Raw genomic sequence first — 24,468 nt, 5'->3', positions numbered from 1 at the left:
TCGGGCAGATCGAGTAGCGGCGGTAGCATCAAGCGTGCAGCGCTTGAAGATGCCCCCTCGTCTGCAGCAAGCACAATGGCACGCTGCGCTGAGGTGGGCCTGGCCGCTGCGCCGCCCAGCAGCCCGCCCGCCTCTTGATGCGGACTGGCAGCCTGCAAGGGATGGACTTGCACCCGGCTCAATACCAGGCAGGAGGCGAACCTGGCCAGGCGTTCAAAACTGCGTGTGTCGTCGTCGATCCAGGTTGCGGCGGCGCGCTCGCTGAGCCGGGAAGCGGATGATGGGGCCATGGTGCTGTGCTTTTTAGCTTGCAAATTTGGCTTGCACGAGTTGCTTCAGCGCTTGGCAGCTGTCGGGGTCATCCGTCAAGGCCTGGGTGATCGTCATGTCGCAACTGTCGGCGGGCGATACGCCATCGCGTATCAGCAAGCCGGCGTAGATGAGCATGCGGGTGGAAGCGCCTTCATCGAGGCCATGGTGTTTGAGCGCGCGCGTGCTGTGGGCCAGCGCGACCAGACGCTCGGCCAGCGCAGGCGCTATGCCCGCTTCGTGCGCGACGATGTCTGCCTCGGTGGCGGCATCGGGGTAGTCAAACTCCAAGGCGGCAAAGCGCTGGCGCGTCGAGGGCTTCATGTCCTTGGCGCTGCTCTGGTAGCCGGGGTTGTAGGAGACCACCAGTTGAAAATCCGGATGTGCATGCACGACTTCGCCTTTCTTGTCGAGCGGAAGCACGCGGCGCGCGTCGGTCAGCGGATGGATGACGACCGTCGTGTCCTGCCTGGCCTCCACCACCTCATCGAGGTAGCAGATGGCACCGTAGCGCACCGCCCTGGTGAGCGGCCCGTCATGCCAGGCCGTGCCATCGGCATCGAGCAGGTAGCGGCCGACCAGGTCAGAGGCGGTCATGTCTTCGTTGCAGGCCAGGGTGATGAGCGGGCGCTGGAGCGCCCAGGCCATGCGCTCGACAAAGCGCGTCTTGCCGCAGCCCGTTGGGCCTTTCAGAATCAGCGGCATGCGGTGGCGGTAGGCCTGTTCGTACAGCGCGATCTCATTGCGGGCGGGCCGGTAAAACGGCTCTTGGGCCAGGCGGTACTCGGCCAGCGGGTCATCGCCGCGGGCGGCATGCAGAGGGTCTTTTGCATTCATCATGTTCACCATTTCCCCATCAACAACATCAAACCCGGAATCCAGCAGGTCACAATGCCCACCAGCACCGTGTAGGCCGCCAGAAAGCGCAGCTGCTTGCCGAGCCCCAGCGCAAGAAAGAAGAAAAACCACAGACTCGCCCAGACCAGCCACATGGCGATGACGCGGATATCACCGGCAGCGGCGGCAAAGGCCAGCGCACTGACCGCCACAAACAGGCAGTACCAACCCAGGCCCACGCCTTTGAGCGCCCACCACTGCACCACCGCCAGGTACAGGTAGGTGAAAGCAAAAAGCAGGCCTCCTGCGGCAGCGAAATAGTCAGGGTCCGTGTCTGCACGAAGAATGCCAACGGCATTGATGAACAAGGCCAGCAGACCCACGAGCAGATTGACAGGCGCAGAGTCCCGCGCGTCGATGCGGCCGCTCAGGCCCATACCGTTGACGATCAGCACCATGCCAATGAAAAAAAGTGCGATACCCAGCATGTTTGTCTCCTTGTTTTTTATCGGACGGCATGGCTGCTCGATACCGGGCGGCCATGCCCACTGGGGATGCGGCTTTAGCGGTGCTGGGGCGCTTCGTGCGGAATCCCTTCTATCGGGCATTCAGGGGTGCCCACCGTCGTGCGGGTGAACGACTCGACCATCTCCCGCGTCCCTTCGGGGTCGTTGACCCACTGGCTGTAGAAGCTGTAGGGGCAGGCGGGAACGCCCTTGTCGCCATCGCCAGAATTGATGGTGCCGGTGTAGCCACGGTGCACCAATTTGAAGAGGTGGTTTTGCGACTGGCCGTTCTTGCGTGCATCGCGGATCAGCGATTTGGACAGCTCCGCATACTGGATGCCCATTTCCTCTTCGCCGGTCTCGCCCAAGGTGCGGCCGTCAAAACCGATGATGGCCGAGTGACCGAAATAGGAGTAGACACCGTCAAAACCAGCCGCATTGGCCACCGCCACGTAGGTGTTGTTCATGAACGCCATGGCCTTGGACACCAGGATTTGCTGCTCCTTGGCCGGGTACATATAGCCTTGGCAGCGAACGATCAGCTCGGCACCGCGCATCGCACAGTCGCGCCAGATCTCCGGGTAGTTGCCGTCGTCGCAGATGATCAGGCTGATCTTCATCCCCTTGGGGCCTTCGCTGACATAGGTGCAGTCGCCGGGATACCAGCCTTCGATGGGCACCCAGGGCATGATCTTGCGGTATTTCTGCACGATCTCGCCCTGGTTGTTCATGAGGACCAGGGTGTTGTAGGGCGCCTTGTTGGGGTGCTCCTCATGGCGCTCGCCGGTGAGCGAGAAAATCCCCCAGACATTGGCCTTGCGGCAGGCATCGGCAAAGATGGCCGTCTCTTCACCGGGAATGGCAGAGGCCGTCTCGTACATCTCCTTGGAGTCGTACATGATGCCGTGGGTGGAGTACTCGGGGAACACCACCAGGTCCATGCCCGGCAGTCCTCGCTTCATCCCCACCACCATGTCGGCGATCTTGCGACAGTTGTCCAGTACCTCGGCTTTGGTATGCAGGCGTGGCATCTTGTAGTTCACCACCGCTACGCCTACGCAATCATTGCTGCTCGAAATATCTCCGTGTCTCATGGCTGTGCTCCAAGTTAAGTAGAAAAAAGTGCGACCTGTCCGGCTGGCAGCCGCAGCGCAGGGGTTTCAAAGCAGCGTAGGCAAAGCTCCGCCAGCGAACCAAAGGCCTGGTCCGAAAAACGGGAATGCCAAAAAACGAACGAAAAAAAGCCCGAATCGACTCTGGAATGAATCGATTCGGGCTTTATTGCCGGACATCTGCGCTGGCAACCTTGGCAGCTGATGTCAATATCTGCAACGAAATCTGCGTGGCGTTTGTCCGCCGCCAGACAATGGTAGAACGATTGTGGCCATGGCCGCCTAGAACATCTACCGGTTGCAGCGTTTGAGCGATGGTGGTAATTGGCGAGCCGCGCAGCGAGAAAATGGGCAAGAACCATGCGAGCCTGGAACAAATCCGTGGCGCATCTTCGTGCAACGGCCCGCATCGAGCCCATCGGACTTCTTGTTTATCGGCTACATTCGCGATCGTGACCAGCAGCAGTTGGCCAGCCGTCTGGGGATGCCCCCCAAAAAATCATCGCAAGGGAATCTCTTCCACCATGAGCCTTGTCACCGATCTTCTCGCCGGCATTGCGGAGTTTTTCGCCGATGTGTTTGTGTTCAGGCGCCAGCGCGAAAAGCAGGGCCATGCCAGGCGCGATATCGCCGATGACGCCATGGCGGTCGCGCATTTTGATGTCGTCAGCTTGCTGTGGATTGCGCTGGTCTGTGTTGGCTTGATGTTTCTGCTGATCTTCGGCTTGGGGGTGCCTGTGGATTGGGGAATCGGCATTGGCCTGGTCGTTGCAGCGGTATGGGGCTACAGAAAATACGCCCAGATGCTGCGCGAGCCTTGATGGCTTGGGTCCTCAGAACCCAGCGTTTTGCATGCCCAACGCAGGGCGAGCCCGGCATTTCCACCCAAGCTTGCAGGGCTAAATAGCAACCATTTACAAAGCCGTTACAATCGCGGCTCTCTCCTCCCCAGCAACAGATCCGCCCCGGCGGTCTCAGCCAAGCCAGGAGTTCTCTTCTTGTCTTCCGGCTGAGGTGTGTCCGTGCCCGAGCGCTACTACAGAGAACTGCTGCGGTATTTCACACGCAGCGCAGGTGACGGTGATGTCGCCGCCGACTTGGTGCAAAGCGCCTATACCCGTATCTATGCGATGCAGCGTTCTGGTGGAACGGTGCTGGATGCGCGCGCCCTGCTCTACAAGACGGCGCGCAACCTGGCAGCCAGCGGTGCAACGCGCAGGCTGGCCGAGCAGCGTGTGCTGGATGCGCTGAGCCTGGTCGCACCGACCAGCGCGCCCTCGGCAGAAAGCGCGGCCATGGCCCGTGAGCAGCTGAACCTGTTGTTGCAGCGGCTCGAAGCCATGCCGCGCAAACGCCGCGATGTGTTCATCCTCGTACGCATCTACGGCTACAGCTACCGGGAAGCCGGCGAGCACCTGGGCATGACCGAATCCAATATTGAAAGGCATGTCATGCGCGGCATCCTGGATTGCGCAGCGTATGCGCCCTCTCGCGCCTGAGCACGCAAGCACTGCAAAACCATGGCATCTTCTGAACCTCCTCGCAAACTGGTGGAAGCAGCCTTGCTGCTGGTCGGTCGCGTCCACAAGGGCAGCAGCGATGCAGCGCTGGCGGCCGAGCAGGAATTGGCGGCGCACTGGCGTACCGGCTCCCCCGAATGCCAGGCCGCACTGGAGACCGCCGAGCGCCTCTGGGCCAGCACCGATGGTAGCCATCTGCAAGCCAATGTGCCGCCCCCTTCACGCCAGGACCCACGGCGCGCGCGGCGCAATACCTTGGGCCTGCTGGGCCTGGGCGGCTTGACGGCGGTGCTTTGGGGTGGTGGCCGCTGGGCCTGGCAGCGGCCGGTGTATGAGCAGGAGTTGCAGACCGCGCATGCGCAGCAGCGTGACCTCAGCCTGCCCGATGGCTCGGAACTGAGTCTCGCGCCGAACACCCACACGCGCATCGCCATCTACCGCGATCGCCGCGAGGTGCAGCTGCTGCGCGGAGAAATGCGCTTCCGCGTGGCCCCGGATGCCGACCGCCCCTTCAGCGTGACCACCGACTGGGGTGGCGTGCGCGTGCTGGGCACGGTGTTCAGCGTCAGCGTGCGAGAGCAGCAAATGCGGGTGGCGGTGGCAGAAGGCCGGGTGGCGGTGTGGCCCGCCGAACACCCCGGTGCAGCCGTGGACATGAAGGCCGCGCCGCCGGTCATGCTGACGGCTGGCGACGCGATTGCGGCCGACCAGCGCGGCCTGGGACCCCGCTTGCAGGTACCTGCCGACAGCGTGGGCGCCTGGCGCAGCGGCTGGCTGGTGTTCCACAACACGCCGCTGGACCAGGTGCTGGAACAATGGAACGACTACCTGGCACGCCCGCTGCGGCTGGGCAGCCATCCGCAGCTGCGGCAATTGCGGCTGTCGGGGAGCTTCCCTTTGCGCCAGCCCCAGGCCTTTTTGACGGGCCTGCCGGACATGCTGCCGGTGCGCGTGCTGCGCAATGGCGCGGGTGATGTGAGCGTGGAGTTGCGCTGACTGCGCCCTCGCGCAGCGCCTGTTAAACGCCGGTTGGGGCCGGTTGGCACCGTTACAAATATTTTTTGGAAATCTTGTCAGGGTTGAAGCCCTTCGTTGGTCTTCTGCTGGAAACCCTCCACTGGAAGCACCTTCTCATGACCCGACCCTCTCTGGCAGCGCGCAGCGCGCGTTCCTTTGCTCTATCCCCGTTGGCCTTCGCCGCGCTGACGGCGGCCGCGACCCTGACCGCGTTTGGCATGGCGCCCGCCGCCTGGGCCCAGGCGCCTGCTAGCGAGCAAAGCCTGCAGACCGCTGTGCCGGCGCAGGCTTTGGCGCTGACGCTCAACGCCATCTCTCGGCAAACGGGCATCGCCATTGGGGCCGATGCCGCGCTGTTGCAGGGCAAAACTGCACCCGCCGTGCCTAGCGGCCTCAGCCTGCAGCAGGCCATCGACCGCGCCCTGGCGGGCAGCGGCCTGGTGTCCGTGCGCAGTGGCCCGGGCACCATCTCCATCCGCCCGCAGCCACCAGTGGCGCAGGACGCGCTGACCCTGCCGGCAGTGACCGTGACCGCTGCGATGGACACGGAACGTGCGAACGGCCCTGTGGCTGGCTATGTGGCGCGGCGCGCCACAGCGGGCAGCAAGACGGACACGGCCATCATCGATACGCCGCAGTCGGTGTCGGTCATCACGAATGACGAACTGCGCAGCCGCCAGGCCGAGACCTTGTCCCAGGCACTGAACTACACCCCGGGTGTAACCACCCAGCCCACCAGCTTCAGCCGCACGGCCGACCGTTTCCGCATCCGAGGCATGGATGTGGAGTCCGCCAACAGTGGCTCGATGCGCGATGGCCTGCGCCTGCAAAGCAACTCCTACGACGGCATCCAGGAGCCCTATGGTTTGGAACGGGTGGAGGTGCTGCGCGGAGCGGCGTCGGTGCTTTACGGGCAGCTGTCACCCGGTGGCGTGGTCAACGCGGTCAGCAAGCGCCCCACGTCCGAGCCCATCCGGGAGCTGGGCTTGCAGCTGGGCAACCACAACCGCCGCCAGCTGACGGCAGACTTCAGCGGCCCCGTGGCCGGCAGTGACACGCTGGACTACCGGCTGACCATGCTGGGGCGTGACAGCGGTACCGCCAACCGCTACATCCCGGACGACAAGCTCTACATTGCGCCCGCCCTCACCTGGCGGCCCAGTGCGGACACCACGCTCACCTTGCTGTCCTTCTACCAAAAGACCAATACGCGCTTCTCAGCCCCCTTGCCCTACCAACTGGTGGAAGGCGTGGGCCAGGGCCCCCATTTCATTGGCCGGGGCGACTTCATTGGCGAGCCCGACTACGACAAGATGAAGGGCGAGATGTTCACCTTGGGCTATGAGCTGAGCCACGCGCTGAACACAGACACCCGCCTGCACCACAGCCTGCGCTTCTTTGAATCTAAGGTGACCTGGAACTACCTGCAGGCCCAGACCAGCGCGGCGGCCATTGCCGAGGCTGCCTCCACCGGCGTGCTGCGCCGCCAGTACAGCGACCGGCGCGAACATGCCAAGGGCCTGGTCTCGGACACCCGCATGGAGTTCAACCGCCAACTGCTGGGTGCCGACCACAAGCTGCTGCTAGGCCTGGACCTCTACCGCATGGACTATGACTCGGAGAACTTCCGCGCCAATACCTCGTCCATCAACCTCGGCAGCTACAACTATGGCCAGCCGGTCAACGTGAACCGCGATCCGGCGCTGGACCGTGGCTCGCGCCGCAAAACTACGCAAGCCGGCCTCTACCTGCAAGACCAGATCAGCCTGAGCGACCGCTGGACCGTGCTGGCTGGCCTGCGCCGCGACTGGGCACAGCAGGACCAGACCGCGCACCGCGACGGCAGCAATGCCAAGCAAAAAGATGGCGCCAACACCTGGCGGATGGGTTTGGTCTACAAGGCGCCCAACGGGCTGGCGCCGTACCTGAGCTACAGCGAATCCTTCTTCCCGGTGTCGGTGTCTGAAGTCTCGGGCATGAGCTTCCGCCCCACCACGGGCAAGCAGTACGAAGCCGGCCTACGCTACCAGCCCGAGGGCAGCCGTACCCTGCTGAGCGCCGCCATCTACCAGCTGGTGCAAGACAACGTGCTGAAGTTCGATGCCGGTGAGAACAGCTACCGCCAGACGGGACAGGTCCGCTCACGCGGCCTGGAGCTGGAAGCCAAGACCGAGGTATCGCGGGCGCTCAGCCTGATCGCCTCCTATGCCTATACCGATGCCAAGATCACGCGCAGCACCATCGCCAGCGAGATCGGCCAGCGCAGCGAAGACACCCCCTACCACCAGGCCGCTCTTTGGGCTGACTACAACTTTGCATCCTGGGGCCTGCCACAGCTGCGCCTGGCTGCAGGCGCGCGCTACAAGGGCAGCACCCGCGCATCAGGCATTGCCACCGGCATGCCCGCCTACACCGTGGTTGATGCGCTGCTGGGCTACCGCTTTGACGCGCATTGGGATCTCAGCGTCAACGTGAGCAACCTGATGGACAAGAAATTCACCCAATGCGAGTTCGCCATTTGCCACTACGGTGACGAGCGCCAGGCCAGCGCCAATCTGACCTACCGCTGGTGATGCCACGGCGCAAAGCCTCGCTGCGGGGCTGGTTGGTCCTGGCCCATCGGATTGCCGGCCTGAGCCTGGCGGCCTTCCTGGTGGTCGCCGGCTTGACCGGCAGCCTTTTGGTGTGGAACAGCGAACTGGATGCCGCGATCAACCCGCAGTGGTTAAGGACCACGAGCGCAGACCCCACCACCCGGCCCATCGACGCACTGGCGCTGCGCGACATGGTGCAGGCGCAGTACCCCCATGCCCTGGCCCTGCGCGTGCCGCTGGCACAGGAGCCCGGCCATGCGCTGGTGTTTTTGCTGCGCCCGCGTCCAGGCAAAGCGCCGCTGGAGAACGACGAGGTCTTCGTCGACCCCACCAGCGGCCAGATCCTGGGCGAACGGCGCTGGGGCGATATCACGCAGACCTGGCGCAATCTGATGCCTTTTCTGTACCGGCTGCACTATTCACTGGCGCTCGGGGCGGTGGGCACCTGGTTGCTGGGCCTAGTGTCGCTGCTCTGGATGGTCGATAGCGTCATCGGCTTTTGCTTGACCCTGCCCGCCAGCGCCAAGAATGCAAAACGCCCCTGGCTGGGACGCTGGGCGCGGGCCTGGAAGCTGGACATGCAAAGCCGCTGGCGTGCCACCTTCGACCTGCACCGCGCGGGCGGCCTGTGGCTGTGGCCGCTGCTCTTCGTGCTGGCCTGGAGCAGCTTTGCGCTCAATTTGCCGCAGTGGCATGACCCGATGCTGCGGGCCTTCAGCGCACAACAGCCCAGCACCGCCGAACTGCCCCGGCGCAAAACGCCGCTGTGGCAACCCGCGCTGGGCTGGCAAGCCGCACACGCACAGGCCCACAGCCTGATGCAGCAACTGGCCCAACAACAAAAATTCCAAGTGCTGGCAGAAAGCTCCTTGGCCTATGATCCACGAGTAGGCCTGTACCGCTATGACGTGCGCAGCAGCCTGGACATCAAGGATGAAGGCGGCAGCACCCGTTTGTTTATGGACGGCGACAGCGGCGCCCTGGTCGCCACCTGGTTCCCGACCGGCACTGCCGGCGCGGACACCTTGATCACCTGGATCAGCAACCTGCATATGGCCAGCGTGGGCGGCCTGGCCTACAAGCTGCTGATTACCGTGACGGGAGCAGGTGTGGCGATGCTCAGCGCGACGGGGGTGTTGATCTGGCTGCGCAAACGCGCCGCGCGTAAAAAGAGCTGAGCTTGTTTTTCGTCAGCTGCGGACGAAAGCAGTCAAAAGTTCACATGCAGCAAGGGCGGCACCAGACGCGGGTCACGCAGCTTGTCCACCCACCACTGCAGCGCAGGCCCTGCGCGGTGCGAATGCCAGCCGACAAACAGCAGATTGGGTTCGCGCGGGTCTTGCGTGGCCAGGGCCACCAGGCTGCCTTGGGCCAGGTGATCGCGCACTTTCTCCAGCGGTAGCCAGCCGACGCCCAGACCCGCGACCTGGGCGGCGATCTTGGCGCGCATGCTGGGCATGGCCAGGCGCTCCTGGTGCGTCTGCACGCCGTAGCTGCGCGCGACCGCCAGGCGCGAGGTATCGGCCACGACGACCGAGCGGTGCGCGGCGATGGCCTCCACCGACAGGGGTTGTCCGTCTTGTGCCTCGCGTGCCAGCGGGTGGCGCGGCGACACCGCAAACACCCATTCCAGCTGCGCCAGCTCAAACCATTGCAAGTGCGCCATGGCCGGAGGCTCGTTCGTGGCGGCCACCACAAGGTCGGCGCGCTGGTCCAGCAGGGCTTCCCAGGTGCCGCCCAGCACCTCATGGGCAACGCGCAGGCGCACGCCACTGTTGAGCGCATCAAAGTCGGCGATCAAGGGCAGCAGCGCCTCGGTATTGGCCAGCTCGTCGGTCACGATGCGCAGCTCCGACTCCCAGCCCCGCGCCACCTGCTTGACCCGCTCCGTCAGCCGCCGCGCCTGGGCGTGCAGCTGCGCGCCCTGCTCCACCAGCAGCAAGCCCGCTGGCGTGAGCGCGATGCGGTAGCCCGCACGGTCAAACAGCAGGGCATCCAGCCGCTCTTCCAGCTGGCGCGCGGCATAGGACACGGTGGACGCGGCCTTGCCCAAACGCTCGGCCGCGCGCGACAGGCTGCCGGTGGCACGCACCGCTTCGAGAAGTTGCAAATCTTCGAGACTCAACATGTTCGATATTTTTGCACGAGTTCATTGAAATTCTGGTGTCTGTAGCGCCACCCATCGTCAGATACTTCATTCATCGGTCCTGCAACAGGGCGGATAACCCAGCAAGACATCAACGAAACAACTGAAGGAAACACCATGAACCGCTTTGAAGGAAAGAATATTTTGGTCACCGGTGGCAGCAGTGGCATCGGCGCCGCAGCCGCCATCGCCTTTGCCCGTGAAGGCGCCCGCGTAGCGATCACCGGCCGCGATGCAGACAGCCTCGCCCGCGTCAAGGCCGAGCTGGGCCCCCACGCGCTGGCCCTCGTCAGCGAAGCCGGTGATGTATCAGCCCAAGCTGCACTGGTCGCCGAGTTGCAAACGCAGATGGGCGTGATCGATGGCGTGTTCATCAACGCCGGCGTGGCCAAGTTCGGCCCGCTGGCGCAGATCGACGAAGCGCTGTGGGACAGCAGCTTTGACACCAATGTCAAAGGCCCCTACTTTCTGATCCAGCGCCTGGCTGCGCTGATGACGCGTGGCGGATCCATCGTGCTGAATGGCTCGATCAACGCCCACATCGGCATGCCCAACTCCAGCGTCTACGCCGCCAGCAAGGCCGCGCTGATCTCCCTGGCCAAGACCCTGTCGGCCGAGCTGCTGCCCCAGGGCGTGCGCGTGAATGTGGTGAGCCCCGGCCCCGTCAGCACGCCGCTCTACGGCAAGCTGGGCCTGGCCCCCGACCAGGCCAAGGCCATGGCCGCCGGCATCCAGACGCAGATTCCGCTGGGCCGCTTTGGCACCCCGGAAGAAATCGCTGCAACCGTGCTGCACCTGGTGTCCAAGGAGTCCGGGTTTATTGTGGGCACCGAGATCATTGCGGATGGTGGTATGAGCCAGATGTGAGGTGGGGGCAGCAGGTGCCGGCGCGATGGCTCTTCTGAAGCCGACACCCTTCAGAAAAGACCCAGGCACGCGAAACTGTATGCATAGACAGTAGAATTTTGCCCTTGATAGTTTTCACAAAGGCCCAAAAATGTCCGAAGAGCTCCAACAAGAAGCTGCATCAGTCTTCGAAGATCGCCTTTGGCACCACAACGGCTGGGAGGCCCGCGTCATCAAGAATGAAGACGACGATGGCTGGGCGGTTGCCATGACCCAGGACGGCCAGGCCGAGCCAAGCCTCGTAGGCCCATGGACGATGGGCCGCGACAAGAAAAGTCCCAAGCCACTTGACGTTTCTGCTTTCAACACCCTCGTCAAGACTGCCCACGAAGTCATGCGGCGGCATGAGCAGCACCTGGCGGCCCAACTGCACAAAGACATCCAGATCTTGGTGAATGGATCGCGCGTGACCATCTCTCTCGATATTGAGCCCGACGAGGACAATCCCTCCGCGACCCTCACCGCCACCGCAGAGGATGGCAGTGAGTTGGCCAAGGTTCGCGTCAGGCCGGACCATAGCCTCAGCCGAGCGTCGGCGCAACGTTGGGCCGATGCAGGCTATCCGCGCCCCAGCGAGGAATGAGCTTCAGGCCGCACCAGCTCGCGCGGATGCTTGGGTCGGCAGCGCTTATTCATAGGCCACCGTCGGTGACTCACGTCGACCGGGCTGCGCCCCCAAGGCGTGCGCGTGCGCGTCGTGAGCCGCAGCGCTCTCAGCACCTCCCCTCTACCGTAAGCTAGGCCTGGCCCCGATCGAATGAAAGCCATGGCAGCCGGCATCCAGACGCAAATCCCGCTGGACCGCTTTGGCACACCAGAGACGGAGATTGTTTCGGATGGGGGATGAGCCAGATGTGAAGCAGAGGGCCAACCTGTGCACGCCGTTTGAGCAGAGGGTCAGGCCGTGCTGCGTGCCACTGGGGGATAGACCACGCGGAATCGCTCGCAGGCCAGCAGCATGTCGTCGTTGAACGCCCGGCCTGCGCTTTCGCATTCTCTGCTGAAGTACGCAAAATGCGCTTCACGCCAGTAGGCCAGAGAGCCATCCCCTTCGCCCTCCGTGGCCGCAAATTCCGCCGTAACGGCGCTAAACGGCACGATATCGACCTGAACCGTCTCGATGATGCACAGCGGGATGTCATTGGAGTCGGTTACGACGCTCAAGTCACCGGGCTTGGGCACACCTTTGCCAGATGACTCGTAGGACCAGACGGATCCGGCAGTGGCGCGCTTGGTGCCTGCCAGCACGAGCTGCCCGAGTTCATCAGCCATCGACGGAGAGTCGCCAAAGCCGAAGGCTTCGTAGAACCTATCGTCCTGGATTCCGCCTTGCTCCAAAGAGTATGCGGACCACATCGAGAGAACGTGAGCTGGGATGGTCATGGTGCTAGATGTTGTGCGCTGCAGCGCCGTGCCAACCGCAATGCCTACGGCATAGTCTGATCACTGATGGCGCCTGAACGTCGCCAGGTTTGAAACGGGACGACCGTACCAACGTCCGAGTATAAATAGTCCTACTCAGCGCGTGCGCCCAACGATACCGAGAAACGCAAAGGGCTTCCGGGAACCCCTACTTCAGGCGTTGGTCTTCACCGATGTGCGGATGCCGCTACGCAGGGGCTCCCCGCGCGCAAACACTCGGCCCGCTTTTGGATTCCTATGCGTACTCCCAGCTGGCGCAACTGCAAAAAGCCGAAGCACCAAGCAGTTCTCACAACTTCCAATAGGCGCAAGCAGTGATGCGCCCTGCCTCCGCACAAGCCAGGCGCCCCATATGCGGTGGAATGCCATGGAACGCCTGGCTTGCTACTCCAGAGAGCCCTCACCGCTCCCCAAAAATCCCTTCTCAGCCAACAGCCCCTTGGCTAGGCTGCCCATCCACCAAGCGCCACAGCCCCAACGCATTGTCATTTTGCAAAGCCACCGGCCGCAGCGCATCGGGCAGGTCCTGGTAGCAGATCGGGCGCAAAAAGCGGTCGATCGCGCTGGCGCCGACGGAGGTGTACATGGCGTTGGAGGTGGCGGGGAAGGGGCCGCCGTGGACCATGGCGTGGCTCACTTCCACGCCGGTGGGGAAGCCATTGACGAGGATGCGGCCGCATTGGCGCTCCAGCACCGGCAACAGCGCGCGGGCGCTGTCGTGGTCGCCCTGCTCCAGGTGCAAGGTGGCGGTGAGCTGGCCTTCCAGCTGTTGTGCAACCTGCAGCAATTCGTCCACACTGCTGGCTTTGACGACGATGGAGGCGGGGCCAAACATCTCTGACTGCAAGGCCTCGTTTGCCAACAAGGTCTGGGCGCTGGTCACATACAGCGCGGCCTGCGCGGCGTTGGCATGGTCCGCGGCCACGCCGGTGGCCAGCTGCTCCACACCGGCAGCGGCTTGCACCTGCGCACGGCCGGCCTCATAGGCCTGGTGGATGCCGGCGGTCAGCATGGTTTGCGCGCCCTTGGCGCGGATGGCCGAGGCCGCTGCGCTGATAAAGGTCGTGAGCGCAGGGCTGTCGATAGCCAACACCAGGCCGGGGTTGGTGCAGAACTGCCCGGCCCCCATCGCCAGCGAATCGGCAAAGCCCTGGGCCAGGGCCTCGGGCCGCGCAGCCAGCGCCTGGGGCAGCAAGAAGACGGGGTTGATGCTGCTCATCTCGGCGTACACAGGGATGGGCTCCGCGCGGTTGTTGGCGATGCGCAAGAGCGCCAGGCCACCTTGGCGCGAGCCGGTAAAGCCGACGGCCTTGATCGCGGGGTGGGCCACCAGGGCCTCGCCCAGTTCACGGCCGGCACCCACCAGCAGCGAGAAAACGCCCTCGGGCATGCCCTGGCGCTGCGCGGCCTTTTGCACGGCCCGCGCCACCATCTCCGAGGTGCCCAGGTGCGCGCTGTGTGCCTTCACGATCACCGGCGCGCCAGCGGCCAGTGCCGATGCGGTATCGCCCCCCGCCACCGAGAACGCCAGCGGAAAATTGCTGGCGCCAAACACTGCCACCGGGCCCAGCGGGATCTTGGCCAGGCGCAGATCGGCACGGGGCAGCGGTTGGCGCTCAGGCTGGGCGGTGTCGATGGTGGCGCGCAGAAAATGGCCATCGCGCACCACCTGGGCAAACAGGCGCAGCTGGCCCACGGTGCGGCCGCGCTCACCCGTCAGCCGGGCAATCGGCAGTCCGCTCTCGGCATGGGCGCGCTCAATCAGCGCATCACCCAGATTCAGTATTTCTTCAGCAATCGCCTCCAAAAAGGCAGCGCGCTGCGCCAAGGGCAGGTTGCGGTAAGGGTCGAAGGCGGCAGCGGCCAGGCTGGCGGCCAGCTCGACCTCGTTGTTGCCACCCAGGCCAAACTCGGGCTCGGCGATGGGGGCGTTCAGTGTGGGATTGAAGGCGCGTTGGCTGCCGCTGGTGCCGCGCAGGCTTCGGTAGCCAATGACCATATCTCCAGTGATCTGCATGGAGGGTTTCCTCAAGAAGTTGTGTTGGGGGGGAAAGATGAAGGGGATGCGCGTAGCGCGCCCAGCATGGCAAGACCCACCGCAGGCCAGCAGCACTGCGGCAGGTCCAGCCTATCAGGCCAGTATTCAGGCCATCACTCGTCCAGCGGCAGGCCGCTGCGGTCGCGGGCAATGCCCACCGCGACGATGGAGACCAGCGCACAGAGCACCAGGAAGATGACGACCGGCACATAGCTGCCGCTGTAGTAAGCGATCAGCGCGGTGGCTATCAGCGGCATCGGGCCGCCTACCAGGGCCGCACCAATCTGGTAGCCCAGCGACATGCCGGTGTAGCGGATGTCAGGCGGGAAGGCTTCGGCCAGCAGGGTGCCGATCATCGCGCCATAGCTGGACCAGATGATGCCCAGGCCCACACCGACAGCCAGCGCCGCTGCCCAGACGGACTTCTGGTCGAGCAGCCAGAAGTACGGAAAGATCCAGAGCATGAAGGCGATGCTGCCGCCGATGAAGACCTTCTTGCGGCCGATCTTGTCCGACAGGTGCCCAAAGAACAGCATGCAGGGGAAGGCGATCAGCGCGCAGACCAGCACGATATTGAGGATCGTCGCGCGGGCAAAACCGTGGTCCATCATGTACGAGATGGTGAAGGTGGCGTAGAGGAAGAAGGTCGAGGTCTCGACCACCTTGGCGCCGATGGCGATCAGCACTTGGCGCCAGTGGAACTGCAGGGTCTGCTTGATCGGAATGGGCGCGCTGCTGCGGCTGGCCTGGATTTTCTTGAACGATGGCGTCTCGCCCACCGCATTGCGGATCCACATGCCCACCATCACCAGCACGATCGAGCCCACAAACGGAATGCGCCAGCCCCAGGACAGGAAGGCCTCTTCGCTCATGCTTGCGCTCAGCAGCGAGGTGATGATATTGCCCAGCGCCAGGCCCAGCACCGCACCGGTCTGCGGCACGGCACCGAAAAAGCCACGCTTCTTGCGGGGCGAGTACTCGACCGCCAGCAGCACGCCACCACCCCACTCGCCGCCCAGCGCCAGGCCTTGCATCAAACGCAAAAAGGTCAGCAGGATGGGGGCCAATATGCCGATTTGCGCATAGTTGGGCAGCAGGCCCATCAGCACGGTCGACAGGCCCATCATCGACAAGGTCATCGCCAAGGTTTTTTTGCGGCCAATGCGGTCGCCGATGTGGGAGAAGATCACGCCGCCAATCGGGCGGATCAGGAAGGCCAGTGCAAATGTGGCCAGCGACAGCATCTGGCTGACCAGCGCGTTGTCGCTGGGGAAGAACTGCTTGGCAAAGATGATGGACGACATGGTTCCGTAGAGGAAATAGTCGTACCACTCGATGGTGCTGCCCACCGCGCTGCCAATCAGCGCGCGCCGGCGTTCCGCATCCGGAACCATGGTTTCCTTGTCGGCCATCGTGGCCGTGTGATTCAGAGAGCTGCTGCTCATGTCTCCACCTTTTGCTTGTTGGTTTGGGAATGTCTGCCTGTGCGCAAGCCTGCGGCCAGCCGTCCGTTGCAGCGGCGGGCCGGGCTTGCGTCAGTTTTTTGAAAATGCCGGATTACATCGACTGGCGCAGCATCTCGGCATAGTCGTCGGCGCTGGCCTCACGCGGGTTGGTGCGGTGGCTGTGGTCGGCCAGCGCGCCCTTGACGATGCGCTCAAACAGGTCTTCGGTCACACCCAGCTCAGCCAGGCCCGTGGGCAGCTGCAGGGCGCGGGACTTGGTAACCAGCGCCTCTTCCACCGACACGCCATCGGCCAGGCCCATGGCCTGCGCCAGGCGTGCGATCTTGTCTTCGCGCACCACCGACTCCGCCCCCCGGTTGAAGCGGATCACCGCTGGCAGCAGGATGGCGTTGAGCGTGCCATGGTGCAGCTTGGGGTTGATGCCGCCCAGCGAATGGCTGAGGCTGTGCACGCAGCCCAGGCCCTTCTGGAAAGCCAGCGCGCCTTGCAGCGAGGCGCTCATCATGTTGCTGCGCGCCTCCACATCGGCGGGATCGCGGAAAGCCACTTCGATATGGCGCCAGGCGCGCCAGAGGCCGTCGAGCGCAATGCCATCGGCCGGAGGGTTGAAGGCGGGCGCCAGAAAAGTCTCGATGCAGTGCGCAATCGCATCCATGCCGGTGGCAGCCGTCAGGCCCGCTGGCAGGCCCAGCGTCAGCTTGGGGTCGCAGATGGCGACCTTCGGGATCACATGGGGCGAGAGGATGCCGACCTTGCGGCCATCGTCCAGGATGATGATGGCGCCGCGCCCTACTTCGCTGCCAGTGCCCGCCGTGGTGGGCACCGCAATGATGGGCAAAGTGGCGGCAGTGATCTTGAGCGCGCCGCCCTCGATCAGCGCAAACTGGCGCAGCGGCCCTGCATGGCGGGCCGATACTGCCACCGCCTTAGCCAGGTCGATCGATGAGCCGCCACCCACGGCGACGATGCCGTCGCAGGCGCTGTTATTGAGCGCCTCGACGCCAGCGCGCACGGCCGTCTCCGACGGGTTGGGCGGCGTGCCATTGAACACGCCGAACCGGGCCGTGCCCAGTGCCTGCTTGACCTGGTCGATGATGCCGGCCGCCTCCACCCCTTTGTCGGTCACGATCAAAGGATTGGTAATACCCAGCTTCTCGCACACATCTTTTAGTTCCGCCAGTACACCGGCGCCAAAGCGCACTTCGGTCACATAGTTGATCAGAGCCATAACGTTTTACCAGTTATATCCATTGCTATCAGAAGGCCCGAAGTCTAGGCAGCGCAGCCCATTCGGTACACTGACGGCTTCCCATACCGATATAACTTTTATTCATGGCCAGCGGCATCCCCAGCCTCAATTCCGTCATGTCGCGCCTGCATGCCAAGCAGCTGCGCCTGCTCATCGCCATCGAGGAAAGTGGCTCCCTGCTTGGCGCTGCGGACAAAGTCGGCCTCACGCAGCCGGGCGCCAGCAAGGCGCTGCGCGAGCTGGAGTCGACCTTGCAGGTGGACCTGTTCGAGCGCACCAACCGAGGGTTAATCCCGACGGAGGCCGGGCACTGCGCGCTGCGTTTTGCCCGCCTGATCCAGTCGGACATCAACCAGCTGCGCTTTGAGCTCGATGCCATCGCCAGCGGCGTGGGCGGCCACCTGGCCATTGGCACCATCATGGGCGCGGTGCCGCTGCTGTCCGATGCGCTGTCGAACGTGCTCGCGCGCCAGCCGCATATGTCGGTGGAGATCATCGAAGACACCAGCGCCACTCTGCTGGGCATGATCGAGCGCGGCCAGATCCATGCGGCCATCTGCCGCTCCTCGGTCAGCCGCACGCCCGAGGTCTATGAGTCGCTGTTCATCAAGCAGGAGTCGCTGTCGGTGATTGCCAGCGTGCGCCACCCTGCGATGGGCGCCAAGGCCGTGCAGTTGCGGGACCTGCAGGACAGCCGCTGGCTGGTCTACCGCGCCCGCATGCCCATGCGCCGCTTACTCGAGCGCGAGTTCCATGAAGCAGGACTCCACTTCCCTTCGCACCTGATCGAAACCACCTCGGCGCTGGCCACCGTCACCATGCTCGGCCGCAACAACGACCTGGTAGCCCTGGTCTCCGACGACATCGCGACCTACTTCTCGCGCAATGGCCTGGTCGGCACCATCGATCTGACCCTGCAATCGCGCAGCGAGCCCTATGAGCTGGTGCTGCGCAAGGGCGCACCCCGCAGTGCCGCGCTGGGGCTGTTGGTGGCGGCGCTGTGCGGCACATAAGGCATCCAGAGAGAAAGACGGCTGCATAGCGGCGTTTTGCAGCTGGATATCTGCTGCTCTAGCCGCATTAACGTAAGTTTATGTAATAAAAATACTGCTAGGATGGGGCACAGCGCTCCTGTTCGTCAGGACCAAGTTCGTTTTTATTCAATGAGTCATTGGTGTATCTCAGTGACCGGGCCAGGCAACGATGCCCATGACTTTTTCACGCTAAGAATTCAAACGAATAACCAGCAGCAAATAACAAATAGCACATGAACACCACGCAGATTGCGATCGCAGCGGCCAGCCTTGTCCTGCTGGGGGATGCACGCCTTATGCCTACCAGGGACGCATGTCCCAGGATGAGCAGCTGAAGATCTACCAGGATGTGGAGACCTCGCGCCGAGAAGCCGCCCGGAATTTTGAGAAATATGCGGCGATTTGCCTGGCTGAGTTTCCGAATGCCACTGACGCCAAGAACGATGGCAACCAGCATCTGTCGGACCAGTGGGCGGTCAATGTCGCGATGGTCTCTGATGGTGATCCGCTGGTCTGCTCGGTCAACCGGGACAACCTGACCGTGGAGCGCATCCACAGTGGCTCGCGCACGATGGCACTGGGCGAGTACCGGGCCTACCTCAAGGGCGAATTGGCGCCCAGCGTCTACCAGTCCAAGGATGTGTCGCTGGGCCCATCGGACAAGTACCTGTTGGCACCGCGCCCCACCCTGCATCTGTCGCGCCTGGTATGGGATGACCTGGCTGCGCCGGAGCGCCAGCTGCTGGAAGCGAACTACAGCATCGACTACTTCGCCGCCGCAGAGTTCGGCACCATCATTGATGTGCAAGGGGTCGATGAATCCACGCCGGGCACGCACGCGGGCGCGGCCATTGGCAGCGCCGTCGCCAGCGCCGCCTATATTGACCGCGCGATTCGCGGTGGACACAACTACTCCGTCGGGGTCAACCTGGCGGTCGGGATACTGGGGGCCGTGCTCGGCTCGCTGGCGGACAAGCCCGCCGTCACGCAATTCCAGTTCCGCTACACCGTCAAGAAAGGCGATGGCGAGCTGGACTATGTCCACCAGGTCCAGGAGACGGCCTTCCGCAGCTCGCCGGGCACCTGCGTGCTGTTGCCCACCTTGCAAGCCGCCACCCAGCAGCTGTGCGACCAGACCCCGGACAGCCTGAGAAAACGCCACCTGGCCAAGCTGCAAGCTGCGGCGGCGACCGCAACAGCAACAGCAACAGCAACAGCAACAGCAGCACCCGCGCCCCAAGCAGACTGAAGCGAGTTGAGCGGCCACCCAGCCCCCTCCATGTGCCAAGCACCGCCGGATGGCGGTGGCCGTCCCTGCGGCGCAGGACTGGCGCGTCCAATCCTCAGGTCACCGAACGCGCTGCATCGCGGCGGATCGATAGCACACCAATCAGGCCAATAATGGCCGCGGCAATCACAAAATACGCGGGCGACTGCTTGTTCTCGGTCATCTGCACCAGCTTCACAGCCACATAGGGGGCGGTGCCGCCCGCGATGATCACACCGAAATTCCAGCCGGTGGCAACGCCGGTGTAGCGGTACTGGGGCTGGAACAGCAAGGGCAGCAAGGTGTAGGCGCTGACCTGGGTGGCAACGGTGTTGAGCATCAGCACCACATAGGCCCAGGCGGCAACCATCAGGCTGCGCTCCATCAGGCCCATCATCGGGTAGGTCAGGATGATGTAGCCGATCAGGCCCACGAGCATCAGGCGGCGCAGGCCGATGCGGTCACCGATGTAGCCGCCCAGCGGCATCAGCAGCGCAGACAGGCCAATCGCCAAGGTGGCAACCCAGTACACATTGCCAGCGGGGTAGCCCAGCTGCTTGACCAGGTGGATGCTCATGTAGGTGAGGCCGATGTAGGCCGTGCCATTGGTGGCGGCGCTGATCGCGGTCGATTGCAGCAGTGCCTTGGTTTGCAGGCGGAAGACCGCGCCAATGGGCGAATGTTCCTTTTTCTCGGGCTTGCCCTCATAGGTTTCGCGCACGCGCGTGCGGGCCCAGATGCACAGCAAGGTCAAGGGCAGCGCCAGCAAAAAGGGAATGCGCCAGCCCCAAGAACTCATCTGCTCGGGCGTGGTGAGTGCGGTGACCGCACCGGCCACGGCCGCTGCCACGGCAAAGCCGCCCGTCGATCCCATGGGGGTGAAGGCGCCAAAGGTGGCCTTCATGTGCGGTGGCGACGACTCCGAGATAAAGGTGGCCGAGCCCCCTACTTCGCCACCGGCCGAGAAGCCTTGCAGCAGCCGCACCAGCACCAGCAAGGCGGTGGCAAAGTAGCCCATCTGCTCAAAGGTCGGCAGCAAGCCCATCAAGGTGCTGCCAATGCCCATGCAGATCAGGGTGCCCAGCAGCGCCGTCTTGCGGCCATACTTGTCACCGATATGGCCAAACACAATGCCGCCCAGCGGCCGCACAAAGTAGGCCGTGCCAAACACCGCCAGTGCGGCCAGCAGCGATACCGTGGGGTCGCCGCTGGGGAAGAACAGCGGCGCAATCACCACCGCCATATAGCCGTAGAGGCTGAAATCGTAGTACTCGATCAAGGTGCCCACAAAACCCGAAACCGCTGCGCGTTTGGCATCGGCGGGTGCTCCGCTCTCACTGGCCTGCGCGGCTGTGCCAGCGCTCAAGGTGTTCGCATTCGTCATGATTCATCCATTCGGAAAGGTGGTTTGGATAAGGGCAGCTGCCTGAGAACCTGTTCAAAGGGCCACCCCGGGGTTCACATCGGCGCCGAGGGCTTTATTGCCCCCTTGTCTCGTGGCACCGGTGTTCAAGACGGAAACCGGGAAATGCTGGGGTGGGTAGGTGCTAGGGCACGACGACTCCTTTGCCAATGGCCTGGCGCTGGCGCACGGCCTCCAGCGCAGCAGGCGTTTCCTCCAGCGAGAAGCGCTGGGAAATCAGCGGCCGCAACCGCTCCTGGGTGTAAAGCTCGGCCAGGGCCTCAATGTCGGCCACCACATGGGCGCGCTCGCGCTGCAGGTAGTCGCCCCAGAACACGCCCACGATGGCGCAGCCTTTGAGCAAGGGCAGATTGAGTGCGATGCGCGGAATCTCACCGCCGGCAAAGCCCAGCACCAGAAAGCGCCCGCGCCAGGCGGTGCTGCGCAGGGCCGGTTCGCTGAAGCGCCCGCCCACCACATCGCAGACCACATCCACGCCCCGCCCGCCGGTGATGGCCTTGAGCCGCTCGCGCAAATCCTCGCGTTCGTAGTCGATGGTTTCATCCGCGCCATGCGCGCGGCAGGCGGCCAGCTTTTGTGGCGACGAGGCTGCCGCAATCACCCTTGCGCCCATGGCCTTGGCCAGCTCGATGCAGGCAATGCCCACACCGCCTGCTGCGCCCAGCACCAGTACCGTTTCGCCCGCTGCCAGGTCTGCCCGGTCGCGCAGCGCGTGGTAGGCCGTGCCATAGGTCATCAAGAGGGAGCCCGCCACCTCAAACGGCAGGCCGGCCGGCATGGGGAAGAGCGCAGCAGGCTGCACGCAGATCTGCTGCGCAAAGGCGCCCCAGCCCACAAAGCCGATCACGGCCTGGCCTGGACTCAGCCCCTGCACGTCGGCGCCCAGCTCTTCCACCACGCCAGCAAATTCGCCCCCAGGGCTGAACGGCAGTGTCGGCTTGAACTGGTAGCGGGCTTCGATGATGAGGGTGTCGGGGTAGTTGATGCCAGCCGCCTTGACGGCGACGACCACCTCGCCGGGGGCGGGCTGGAGCGCAGGCAGATCGCGCAGCTGCAGCGCCGATGGCGGGCCAAACTGTTCGCAGACGACAGCCTTCATCGCGCGCCTCCTTGCTTGAACATCCGCCGCACCACCGACTCGGCCACACAGGCGGGCTTGCTCTCGCCTTCCAGCTCTACCGTGGCGTTAAAGAGCATCTGCACACCACCGGTGACCCGGCTGACGTCGGTCAACACAAAGCGGCTGCGCACCCGGCTGCCTGCCCGCACTGGCTGCATAAAGCGCACGCGGTTCAGGCCGTAGTTGATGCCCAGGTCGCAAAACGGCAGCAGCCCGGGCATAAAGTCCTCATAGTGCTTGCCCAGCAGCGACAGCGTGAGGAAGCCATGCGCAATCGTGCCGCCAAAGCCAGACTCCTGCGCTGCACGCGCCGGGTCTACATGTACCCACTGAAAATCGCCGGTCGCCTCGGCAAAGCGGTCGATGCGGGTCTGGTCCACCTCCACCCAAGGGCTGACATACAGCTCGGTGCCGGTCAGCGCCTGCAGATCGTCCACGCTCTGGCAGGCGGGCACCTGCAGGCCAGGGTCTTGGGCGGGCGGGTTCCGTAAATCGTTCATATCGCCTCCTTAGCGCCCCTTGAACACGGGGCTGCGCTTGTGCAAAAAGGCCTGCACGGCTTCCTGGAAATCCTCGGTCATGAGGCCCAGCACCTGGGCATGGTTCTCCAGTTCAATGGCTGCGGCCAGGCTCGGGGCATCCAGGTTTTGCCACATCAGTCGCTTGGTGTGGGCCGTGGCATACGGCGCATGGGCGGCGATCTGGCGCGCGCACTGCAAGGCCCGCTCCAGCAGCTCGGCAGCAGGCAGCACGTCGCTCACCAGGCCTATGCGCAGCGCCTCGTCCGCAGCGACGGGCCGGCCGCTCAGCATCAGCTCAAAGGCGCGCCCGGCACCGATGAGGCGCGGCAGGTGGTAGCTGATGCCGCATTCACCGGCGGTGATGCCGATCTTGATGGCCCCCACATGGAAGGCCGCCTGCTGCGCGGCAAAGCGCACATCGGCCGCCAAGGCCAGCGCCATGCCGGCGCCGACTGCCACGCCGTTGACAGCGGCGATCACCGCCACACTGGTCTCGCGCAGGCGCTGCACCAGGCTAGCAAAGTGCTGCTGCAAGTCCATGTTCTCGCGCACCGTGGCCGGCGGCTGCCCGTTCTCGTCCAGCAAGGATTTGAGGTTCAGCCCGGCGCAAAAGCCCTCCCCCTCGCCGCTGATGACCAGCACGCGTAGGCTCGCATCCGCCAGGCAGGTATCCAGCAACGCATGCAAAAACTGCAGATCGGGCAGGCTCAGCGCATTGAGGCGCGTGGCACGCGTCAGGCGCAGCAAGGCAATGCCCGGCTGCAGGGTCTCCAGGGTGGCGGCATCGTTTGGCATGCGGACGCCCTCCTTCAAGCCTGGGCGGCCAGCAGCTCTTGGCGCAGCACGCGCTTGAGCAGCTTGCCGTTGGCATTGCGCGGCAGCAGATGGCGGCTGATGGTAAAGCTCTCGGGCACCTTGTAGTCGGCCAGGCGTTCTGCGCAAAAGCGGCGCAGCGCCTCGGCCTCGGTGTGCCTGTCGTCGCGCAAGGTCACAAACACATGCACGCGCTCGCCCAGCACCGGGCAGGGTTTGGCCACGACGGCGGCTTCCAGCACATCGGGGTGTTCGCACAAGGCGTTCTCCACCTCCACGCTGAAGATCTTGTAGCCGCCCCGGTTGAGCATGTCCTTGCGCCGGTCCATCACATAGACAAAGCCCTGCGCGTCCATGCGGCCCACATCGCCGCTGCGCCAGTAGCCAGCCACAAAGTTCTCCTGCGTGGCCTGTGGGTTGTTCCAGTAGCCCTTGGCCACCATCGGGCCCTTGAGCCAGAGCTCGCCCACCTCATCGGCCGGCAAGGGTCGGCCATCGTCGTCCATCACCGCAATATCGGCGCAAGGCAGCGCCAGGCCTACGCTGGCCAGGTGCGTGCGCGTCAGCTGCGCGGGCATCACCGCTACGGGCGACGTGGTCTCGGTCGCGCCATAGCAGTTGGACAGGCGCAGCCCCGGCAGCCATTGCGCCAGCCGGTCAATGGTCTCGGGCGGCATGGGCGCGCCGCCAAAGCCGCCCACGGTCCAGTGCGACAGGTCATGCTGGCGGTAGTTTTCCTGCAGTAACAGCAGCTGGTACATCGCCGGCACCATGATCGTGAAGCTGATGCGCTCCTGGGCGGCCAGCGGCAGCATCTCGGCCGCCTTGAAATGGGGCACCACCACCAGGGTGCCGCCCAGGCCCAGGGTCACCGCCATCAGCGCCACCAGGCCGGTGACATGGCTGAGCGGCACCACGGCGCAGCCCCGCACCGAGGCATCCAGCCCCAGCGCCTGCGCGTAGTGCAGGATGGTATGCACAATGCCCAGGTGCGTCAGCATCGCCCCCTTGGGGAAACCGGTGGTGCCCGAGGTGTAGACCAGCATCGCCAGGTCTTCCTCATCCAAAGCCTCGCACTCCAGCAGCTGCGCAAAGGCCTGGGCCGCATCGGGCGCGCCGCCCACCACCACCTGGTGCCGCAGCGCCGGCGTCTCGCCCATGCCGGCCA

The 24,468-nt window shown here is 64.1% G+C and carries 23 protein-coding genes; 9 read left to right on the top strand and 14 right to left on the bottom strand.

The window, feature by feature from the left end; translation table 11 throughout:
- The 4 genes from H928_RS32925 to H928_RS0116535 form a co-directional block, all read right to left on the bottom strand.
- The coding region (locus tag H928_RS32925; protein ID WP_204366324.1) for a hypothetical protein at positions 1-290 on the bottom strand (290 nt) is incomplete at its 3' end.
- 13 nt (positions 291-303) lie between these two features.
- Positions 304-1,146, bottom strand: coding sequence for a CbbQ/NirQ/NorQ/GpvN family protein (locus H928_RS0116545; protein WP_043340687.1), 843 nt, complete (start codon positions 1,144-1,146; stop codon positions 304-306).
- A 5-nt stretch (positions 1,147-1,151) separates the two neighbouring features.
- Entirely contained in the window at positions 1,152-1,634 is a 483-nt protein-coding gene (locus tag H928_RS0116540; RefSeq protein ID WP_021027504.1) for an AmiS/UreI family transporter, read from the bottom strand.
- A 74-nt stretch (positions 1,635-1,708) separates the two neighbouring features.
- Positions 1,709-2,746 carry an aliphatic amidase gene (locus H928_RS0116535; protein ID WP_021027503.1) on the bottom strand — a complete coding sequence of 346 codons (1,038 nt, stop codon included), beginning with the start codon at positions 2,744-2,746 and terminating at the stop codon, positions 1,709-1,711.
- Between the two features lie 332 nt (positions 2,747-3,078).
- On the opposite strand from H928_RS0116535, the gene H928_RS31695 reads away from it, so the two are divergent.
- From H928_RS31695 to H928_RS0116510, 5 genes are all read left to right on the top strand, one after another.
- On the top strand, positions 3,079-3,585 hold the full coding sequence (locus H928_RS31695) for a hypothetical protein (RefSeq protein ID WP_148293202.1): 507 nt from the start codon (positions 3,079-3,081) through the stop codon (positions 3,583-3,585).
- 201 nt (positions 3,586-3,786) lie between these two features.
- Positions 3,787-4,263, top strand: coding sequence for an RNA polymerase sigma factor (locus H928_RS0116525; RefSeq protein ID WP_027011037.1), 477 nt, complete (start codon positions 3,787-3,789; stop codon positions 4,261-4,263).
- 21 nt (positions 4,264-4,284) lie between these two features.
- Positions 4,285-5,280, top strand: coding sequence for a FecR domain-containing protein (locus H928_RS0116520; RefSeq protein WP_021027500.1), 996 nt, complete (start codon positions 4,285-4,287; stop codon positions 5,278-5,280).
- Between the two features lie 137 nt (positions 5,281-5,417).
- The gene (locus H928_RS0116515; RefSeq protein WP_043340664.1) at positions 5,418-7,874 is read left to right on the top strand and encodes a TonB-dependent siderophore receptor; all 2,457 of its coding nucleotides are present in this window, start codon (positions 5,418-5,420) and stop codon (positions 7,872-7,874) included.
- Positions 7,874-9,073 carry a PepSY domain-containing protein gene (locus tag H928_RS0116510; protein ID WP_021027498.1) on the top strand — a complete coding sequence of 400 codons (1,200 nt, stop codon included), beginning with the start codon at positions 7,874-7,876 and terminating at the stop codon, positions 9,071-9,073. The genes H928_RS0116515 and H928_RS0116510 overlap by 1 nt, the downstream gene beginning before the upstream one ends.
- 32 nt (positions 9,074-9,105) lie before the next feature.
- Here H928_RS0116510 and H928_RS0116505 read toward each other — a convergent pair whose 3' ends face one another.
- The gene (locus H928_RS0116505; RefSeq protein ID WP_021027497.1) at positions 9,106-10,023 is read right to left on the bottom strand and encodes a LysR family transcriptional regulator; all 918 of its coding nucleotides are present in this window, start codon (positions 10,021-10,023) and stop codon (positions 9,106-9,108) included.
- Between the two features lie 135 nt (positions 10,024-10,158).
- Between H928_RS0116505 and H928_RS0116500 the strand changes: the two genes are divergently transcribed.
- Together H928_RS0116500 and H928_RS0116495 are read left to right on the top strand one after the other, a co-directional pair.
- The gene (locus H928_RS0116500; RefSeq protein ID WP_021027496.1) at positions 10,159-10,908 is read left to right on the top strand and encodes an SDR family oxidoreductase; all 750 of its coding nucleotides are present in this window, start codon (positions 10,159-10,161) and stop codon (positions 10,906-10,908) included.
- Positions 10,909-11,038: 130 nt separating this feature from the next.
- Positions 11,039-11,530, top strand: a complete 492-nt coding sequence (locus tag H928_RS0116495; RefSeq protein WP_021027495.1) for a hypothetical protein — start codon at positions 11,039-11,041, stop codon at positions 11,528-11,530.
- A 314-nt stretch (positions 11,531-11,844) separates the two neighbouring features.
- Here the strand turns inward: H928_RS0116495 and H928_RS0116490 are convergent, their stop codons facing one another.
- The 4 genes from H928_RS0116490 to H928_RS0116475 form a co-directional block, all read right to left on the bottom strand.
- A complete protein-coding gene (locus H928_RS0116490; protein ID WP_021027494.1) occupies positions 11,845-12,330 on the bottom strand; it encodes an ASCH domain-containing protein in 486 nt (161 codons plus the stop codon).
- Between the two features lie 463 nt (positions 12,331-12,793).
- Complete coding sequence (locus H928_RS0116485; RefSeq protein WP_021027493.1) at positions 12,794-14,386, bottom strand: aldehyde dehydrogenase (NADP(+)); 1,593 nt, start codon at positions 14,384-14,386, stop codon at positions 12,794-12,796.
- Positions 14,387-14,520: 134 nt separating this feature from the next.
- Complete coding sequence (locus H928_RS0116480) at positions 14,521-15,852, bottom strand: MFS transporter (RefSeq protein WP_021027492.1); 1,332 nt, start codon at positions 15,850-15,852, stop codon at positions 14,521-14,523.
- Between the two features lie 112 nt (positions 15,853-15,964).
- Positions 15,965-17,101 (bottom strand): iron-containing alcohol dehydrogenase, encoded by a 1,137-nt coding sequence (locus H928_RS0116475; protein WP_021027491.1) that lies wholly within the window; start codon positions 17,099-17,101, stop codon positions 15,965-15,967.
- 104 nt (positions 17,102-17,205) lie between these two features.
- Here H928_RS0116475 and H928_RS0116470 point away from each other — a divergent pair, with 104 nt between their 5' ends.
- Complete coding sequence (locus H928_RS0116470) at positions 17,206-18,135, top strand: LysR family transcriptional regulator (protein WP_021027490.1); 930 nt, start codon at positions 17,206-17,208, stop codon at positions 18,133-18,135.
- A gap of 334 nt (positions 18,136-18,469) precedes the next feature.
- The gene (locus H928_RS0116465; RefSeq protein ID WP_021027489.1) at positions 18,470-19,405 is read left to right on the top strand and encodes a hypothetical protein; all 936 of its coding nucleotides are present in this window, start codon (positions 18,470-18,472) and stop codon (positions 19,403-19,405) included.
- A 94-nt stretch (positions 19,406-19,499) separates the two neighbouring features.
- On the opposite strand, the gene H928_RS0116460 is transcribed toward H928_RS0116465, so the two are convergent.
- From H928_RS0116460 to H928_RS0116440, 5 genes are all read right to left on the bottom strand, one after another.
- Complete coding sequence (locus H928_RS0116460) at positions 19,500-20,807, bottom strand: MFS transporter (protein WP_021027488.1); 1,308 nt, start codon at positions 20,805-20,807, stop codon at positions 19,500-19,502.
- 163 nt (positions 20,808-20,970) lie between these two features.
- Complete coding sequence (locus H928_RS0116455) at positions 20,971-21,945, bottom strand: NADPH:quinone oxidoreductase family protein (protein WP_021027487.1); 975 nt, start codon at positions 21,943-21,945, stop codon at positions 20,971-20,973.
- Positions 21,942-22,466, bottom strand: coding sequence for a MaoC family dehydratase (locus H928_RS0116450; protein ID WP_021027486.1), 525 nt, complete (start codon positions 22,464-22,466; stop codon positions 21,942-21,944). The genes H928_RS0116455 and H928_RS0116450 overlap by 4 nt, the downstream gene beginning before the upstream one ends.
- Before the next feature lie 9 nt (positions 22,467-22,475).
- Positions 22,476-23,282 carry an enoyl-CoA hydratase/isomerase family protein gene (locus tag H928_RS0116445; protein ID WP_027011033.1) on the bottom strand — a complete coding sequence of 269 codons (807 nt, stop codon included), beginning with the start codon at positions 23,280-23,282 and terminating at the stop codon, positions 22,476-22,478.
- A 14-nt stretch (positions 23,283-23,296) separates the two neighbouring features.
- Positions 23,297-24,468 (bottom strand): class I adenylate-forming enzyme family protein (locus H928_RS0116440; protein ID WP_021027484.1); only part of this gene is annotated, 1,172 nt, incomplete at its 5' end.

It is taken from the genome of Comamonas sp. B-9, assembly GCF_000410635.1.
In the GTDB taxonomy this organism is placed as follows: Bacteria; Pseudomonadota; Gammaproteobacteria; order Burkholderiales; family Burkholderiaceae_C; genus Comamonas.
The sequence above is the reverse complement of the archived record's forward strand: the minus strand, read 5'-3'. Positions and strand labels throughout refer to the sequence as shown.

Bases quoted from the DNA above. Each gene is read 5' to 3' on its own strand.
- H928_RS0116505 (WP_021027497.1), bottom strand. From the start codon at position 10,023: ATGTTGAGTCTCGAAGATTTGCAACTTCTCGAAGCGGTGCGTGCCACC.
- H928_RS0116445 (WP_027011033.1), bottom strand. From the start codon at position 23,282: ATGCCAAACGATGCCGCCACCCTGGAGACCCTGCAGCCGGGCATTGCC.
- H928_RS0116510 (WP_021027498.1), top strand. From the start codon at position 7,874: ATGCCACGGCGCAAAGCCTCGCTGCGGGGCTGGTTGGTCCTGGCCCAT.
- H928_RS0116515 (WP_043340664.1), top strand. From the start codon at position 5,418: ATGACCCGACCCTCTCTGGCAGCGCGCAGCGCGCGTTCCTTTGCTCTA.
- H928_RS0116500 (WP_021027496.1), top strand. From the start codon at position 10,159: ATGAACCGCTTTGAAGGAAAGAATATTTTGGTCACCGGTGGCAGCAGT.
- H928_RS0116465 (WP_021027489.1), top strand. From the start codon at position 18,470: ATGTCCCAGGATGAGCAGCTGAAGATCTACCAGGATGTGGAGACCTCG.
- H928_RS0116475 (WP_021027491.1), bottom strand. From the start codon at position 17,101: ATGGCTCTGATCAACTATGTGACCGAAGTGCGCTTTGGCGCCGGTGTA.
- H928_RS0116545 (WP_043340687.1), bottom strand. From the start codon at position 1,146: ATGAATGCAAAAGACCCTCTGCATGCCGCCCGCGGCGATGACCCGCTG.
- H928_RS0116455 (WP_021027487.1), bottom strand. From the start codon at position 21,945: ATGAAGGCTGTCGTCTGCGAACAGTTTGGCCCGCCATCGGCGCTGCAG.
- H928_RS0116450 (WP_021027486.1), bottom strand. From the start codon at position 22,466: ATGAACGATTTACGGAACCCGCCCGCCCAAGACCCTGGCCTGCAGGTG.
- H928_RS0116520 (WP_021027500.1), top strand. From the start codon at position 4,285: ATGGCATCTTCTGAACCTCCTCGCAAACTGGTGGAAGCAGCCTTGCTG.
- H928_RS0116470 (WP_021027490.1), top strand. From the start codon at position 17,206: ATGGCCAGCGGCATCCCCAGCCTCAATTCCGTCATGTCGCGCCTGCAT.
- H928_RS0116540 (WP_021027504.1), bottom strand. From the start codon at position 1,634: ATGCTGGGTATCGCACTTTTTTTCATTGGCATGGTGCTGATCGTCAAC.
- H928_RS0116480 (WP_021027492.1), bottom strand. From the start codon at position 15,852: ATGAGCAGCAGCTCTCTGAATCACACGGCCACGATGGCCGACAAGGAA.
- H928_RS0116490 (WP_021027494.1), bottom strand. From the start codon at position 12,330: ATGACCATCCCAGCTCACGTTCTCTCGATGTGGTCCGCATACTCTTTG.
- H928_RS0116495 (WP_021027495.1), top strand. From the start codon at position 11,039: ATGTCCGAAGAGCTCCAACAAGAAGCTGCATCAGTCTTCGAAGATCGC.
- H928_RS0116535 (WP_021027503.1), bottom strand. From the start codon at position 2,746: ATGAGACACGGAGATATTTCGAGCAGCAATGATTGCGTAGGCGTAGCG.
- H928_RS31695 (WP_148293202.1), top strand. From the start codon at position 3,079: ATGGTGGTAATTGGCGAGCCGCGCAGCGAGAAAATGGGCAAGAACCAT.
- H928_RS0116460 (WP_021027488.1), bottom strand. From the start codon at position 20,807: ATGACGAATGCGAACACCTTGAGCGCTGGCACAGCCGCGCAGGCCAGT.
- H928_RS0116485 (WP_021027493.1), bottom strand. From the start codon at position 14,386: ATGCAGATCACTGGAGATATGGTCATTGGCTACCGAAGCCTGCGCGGC.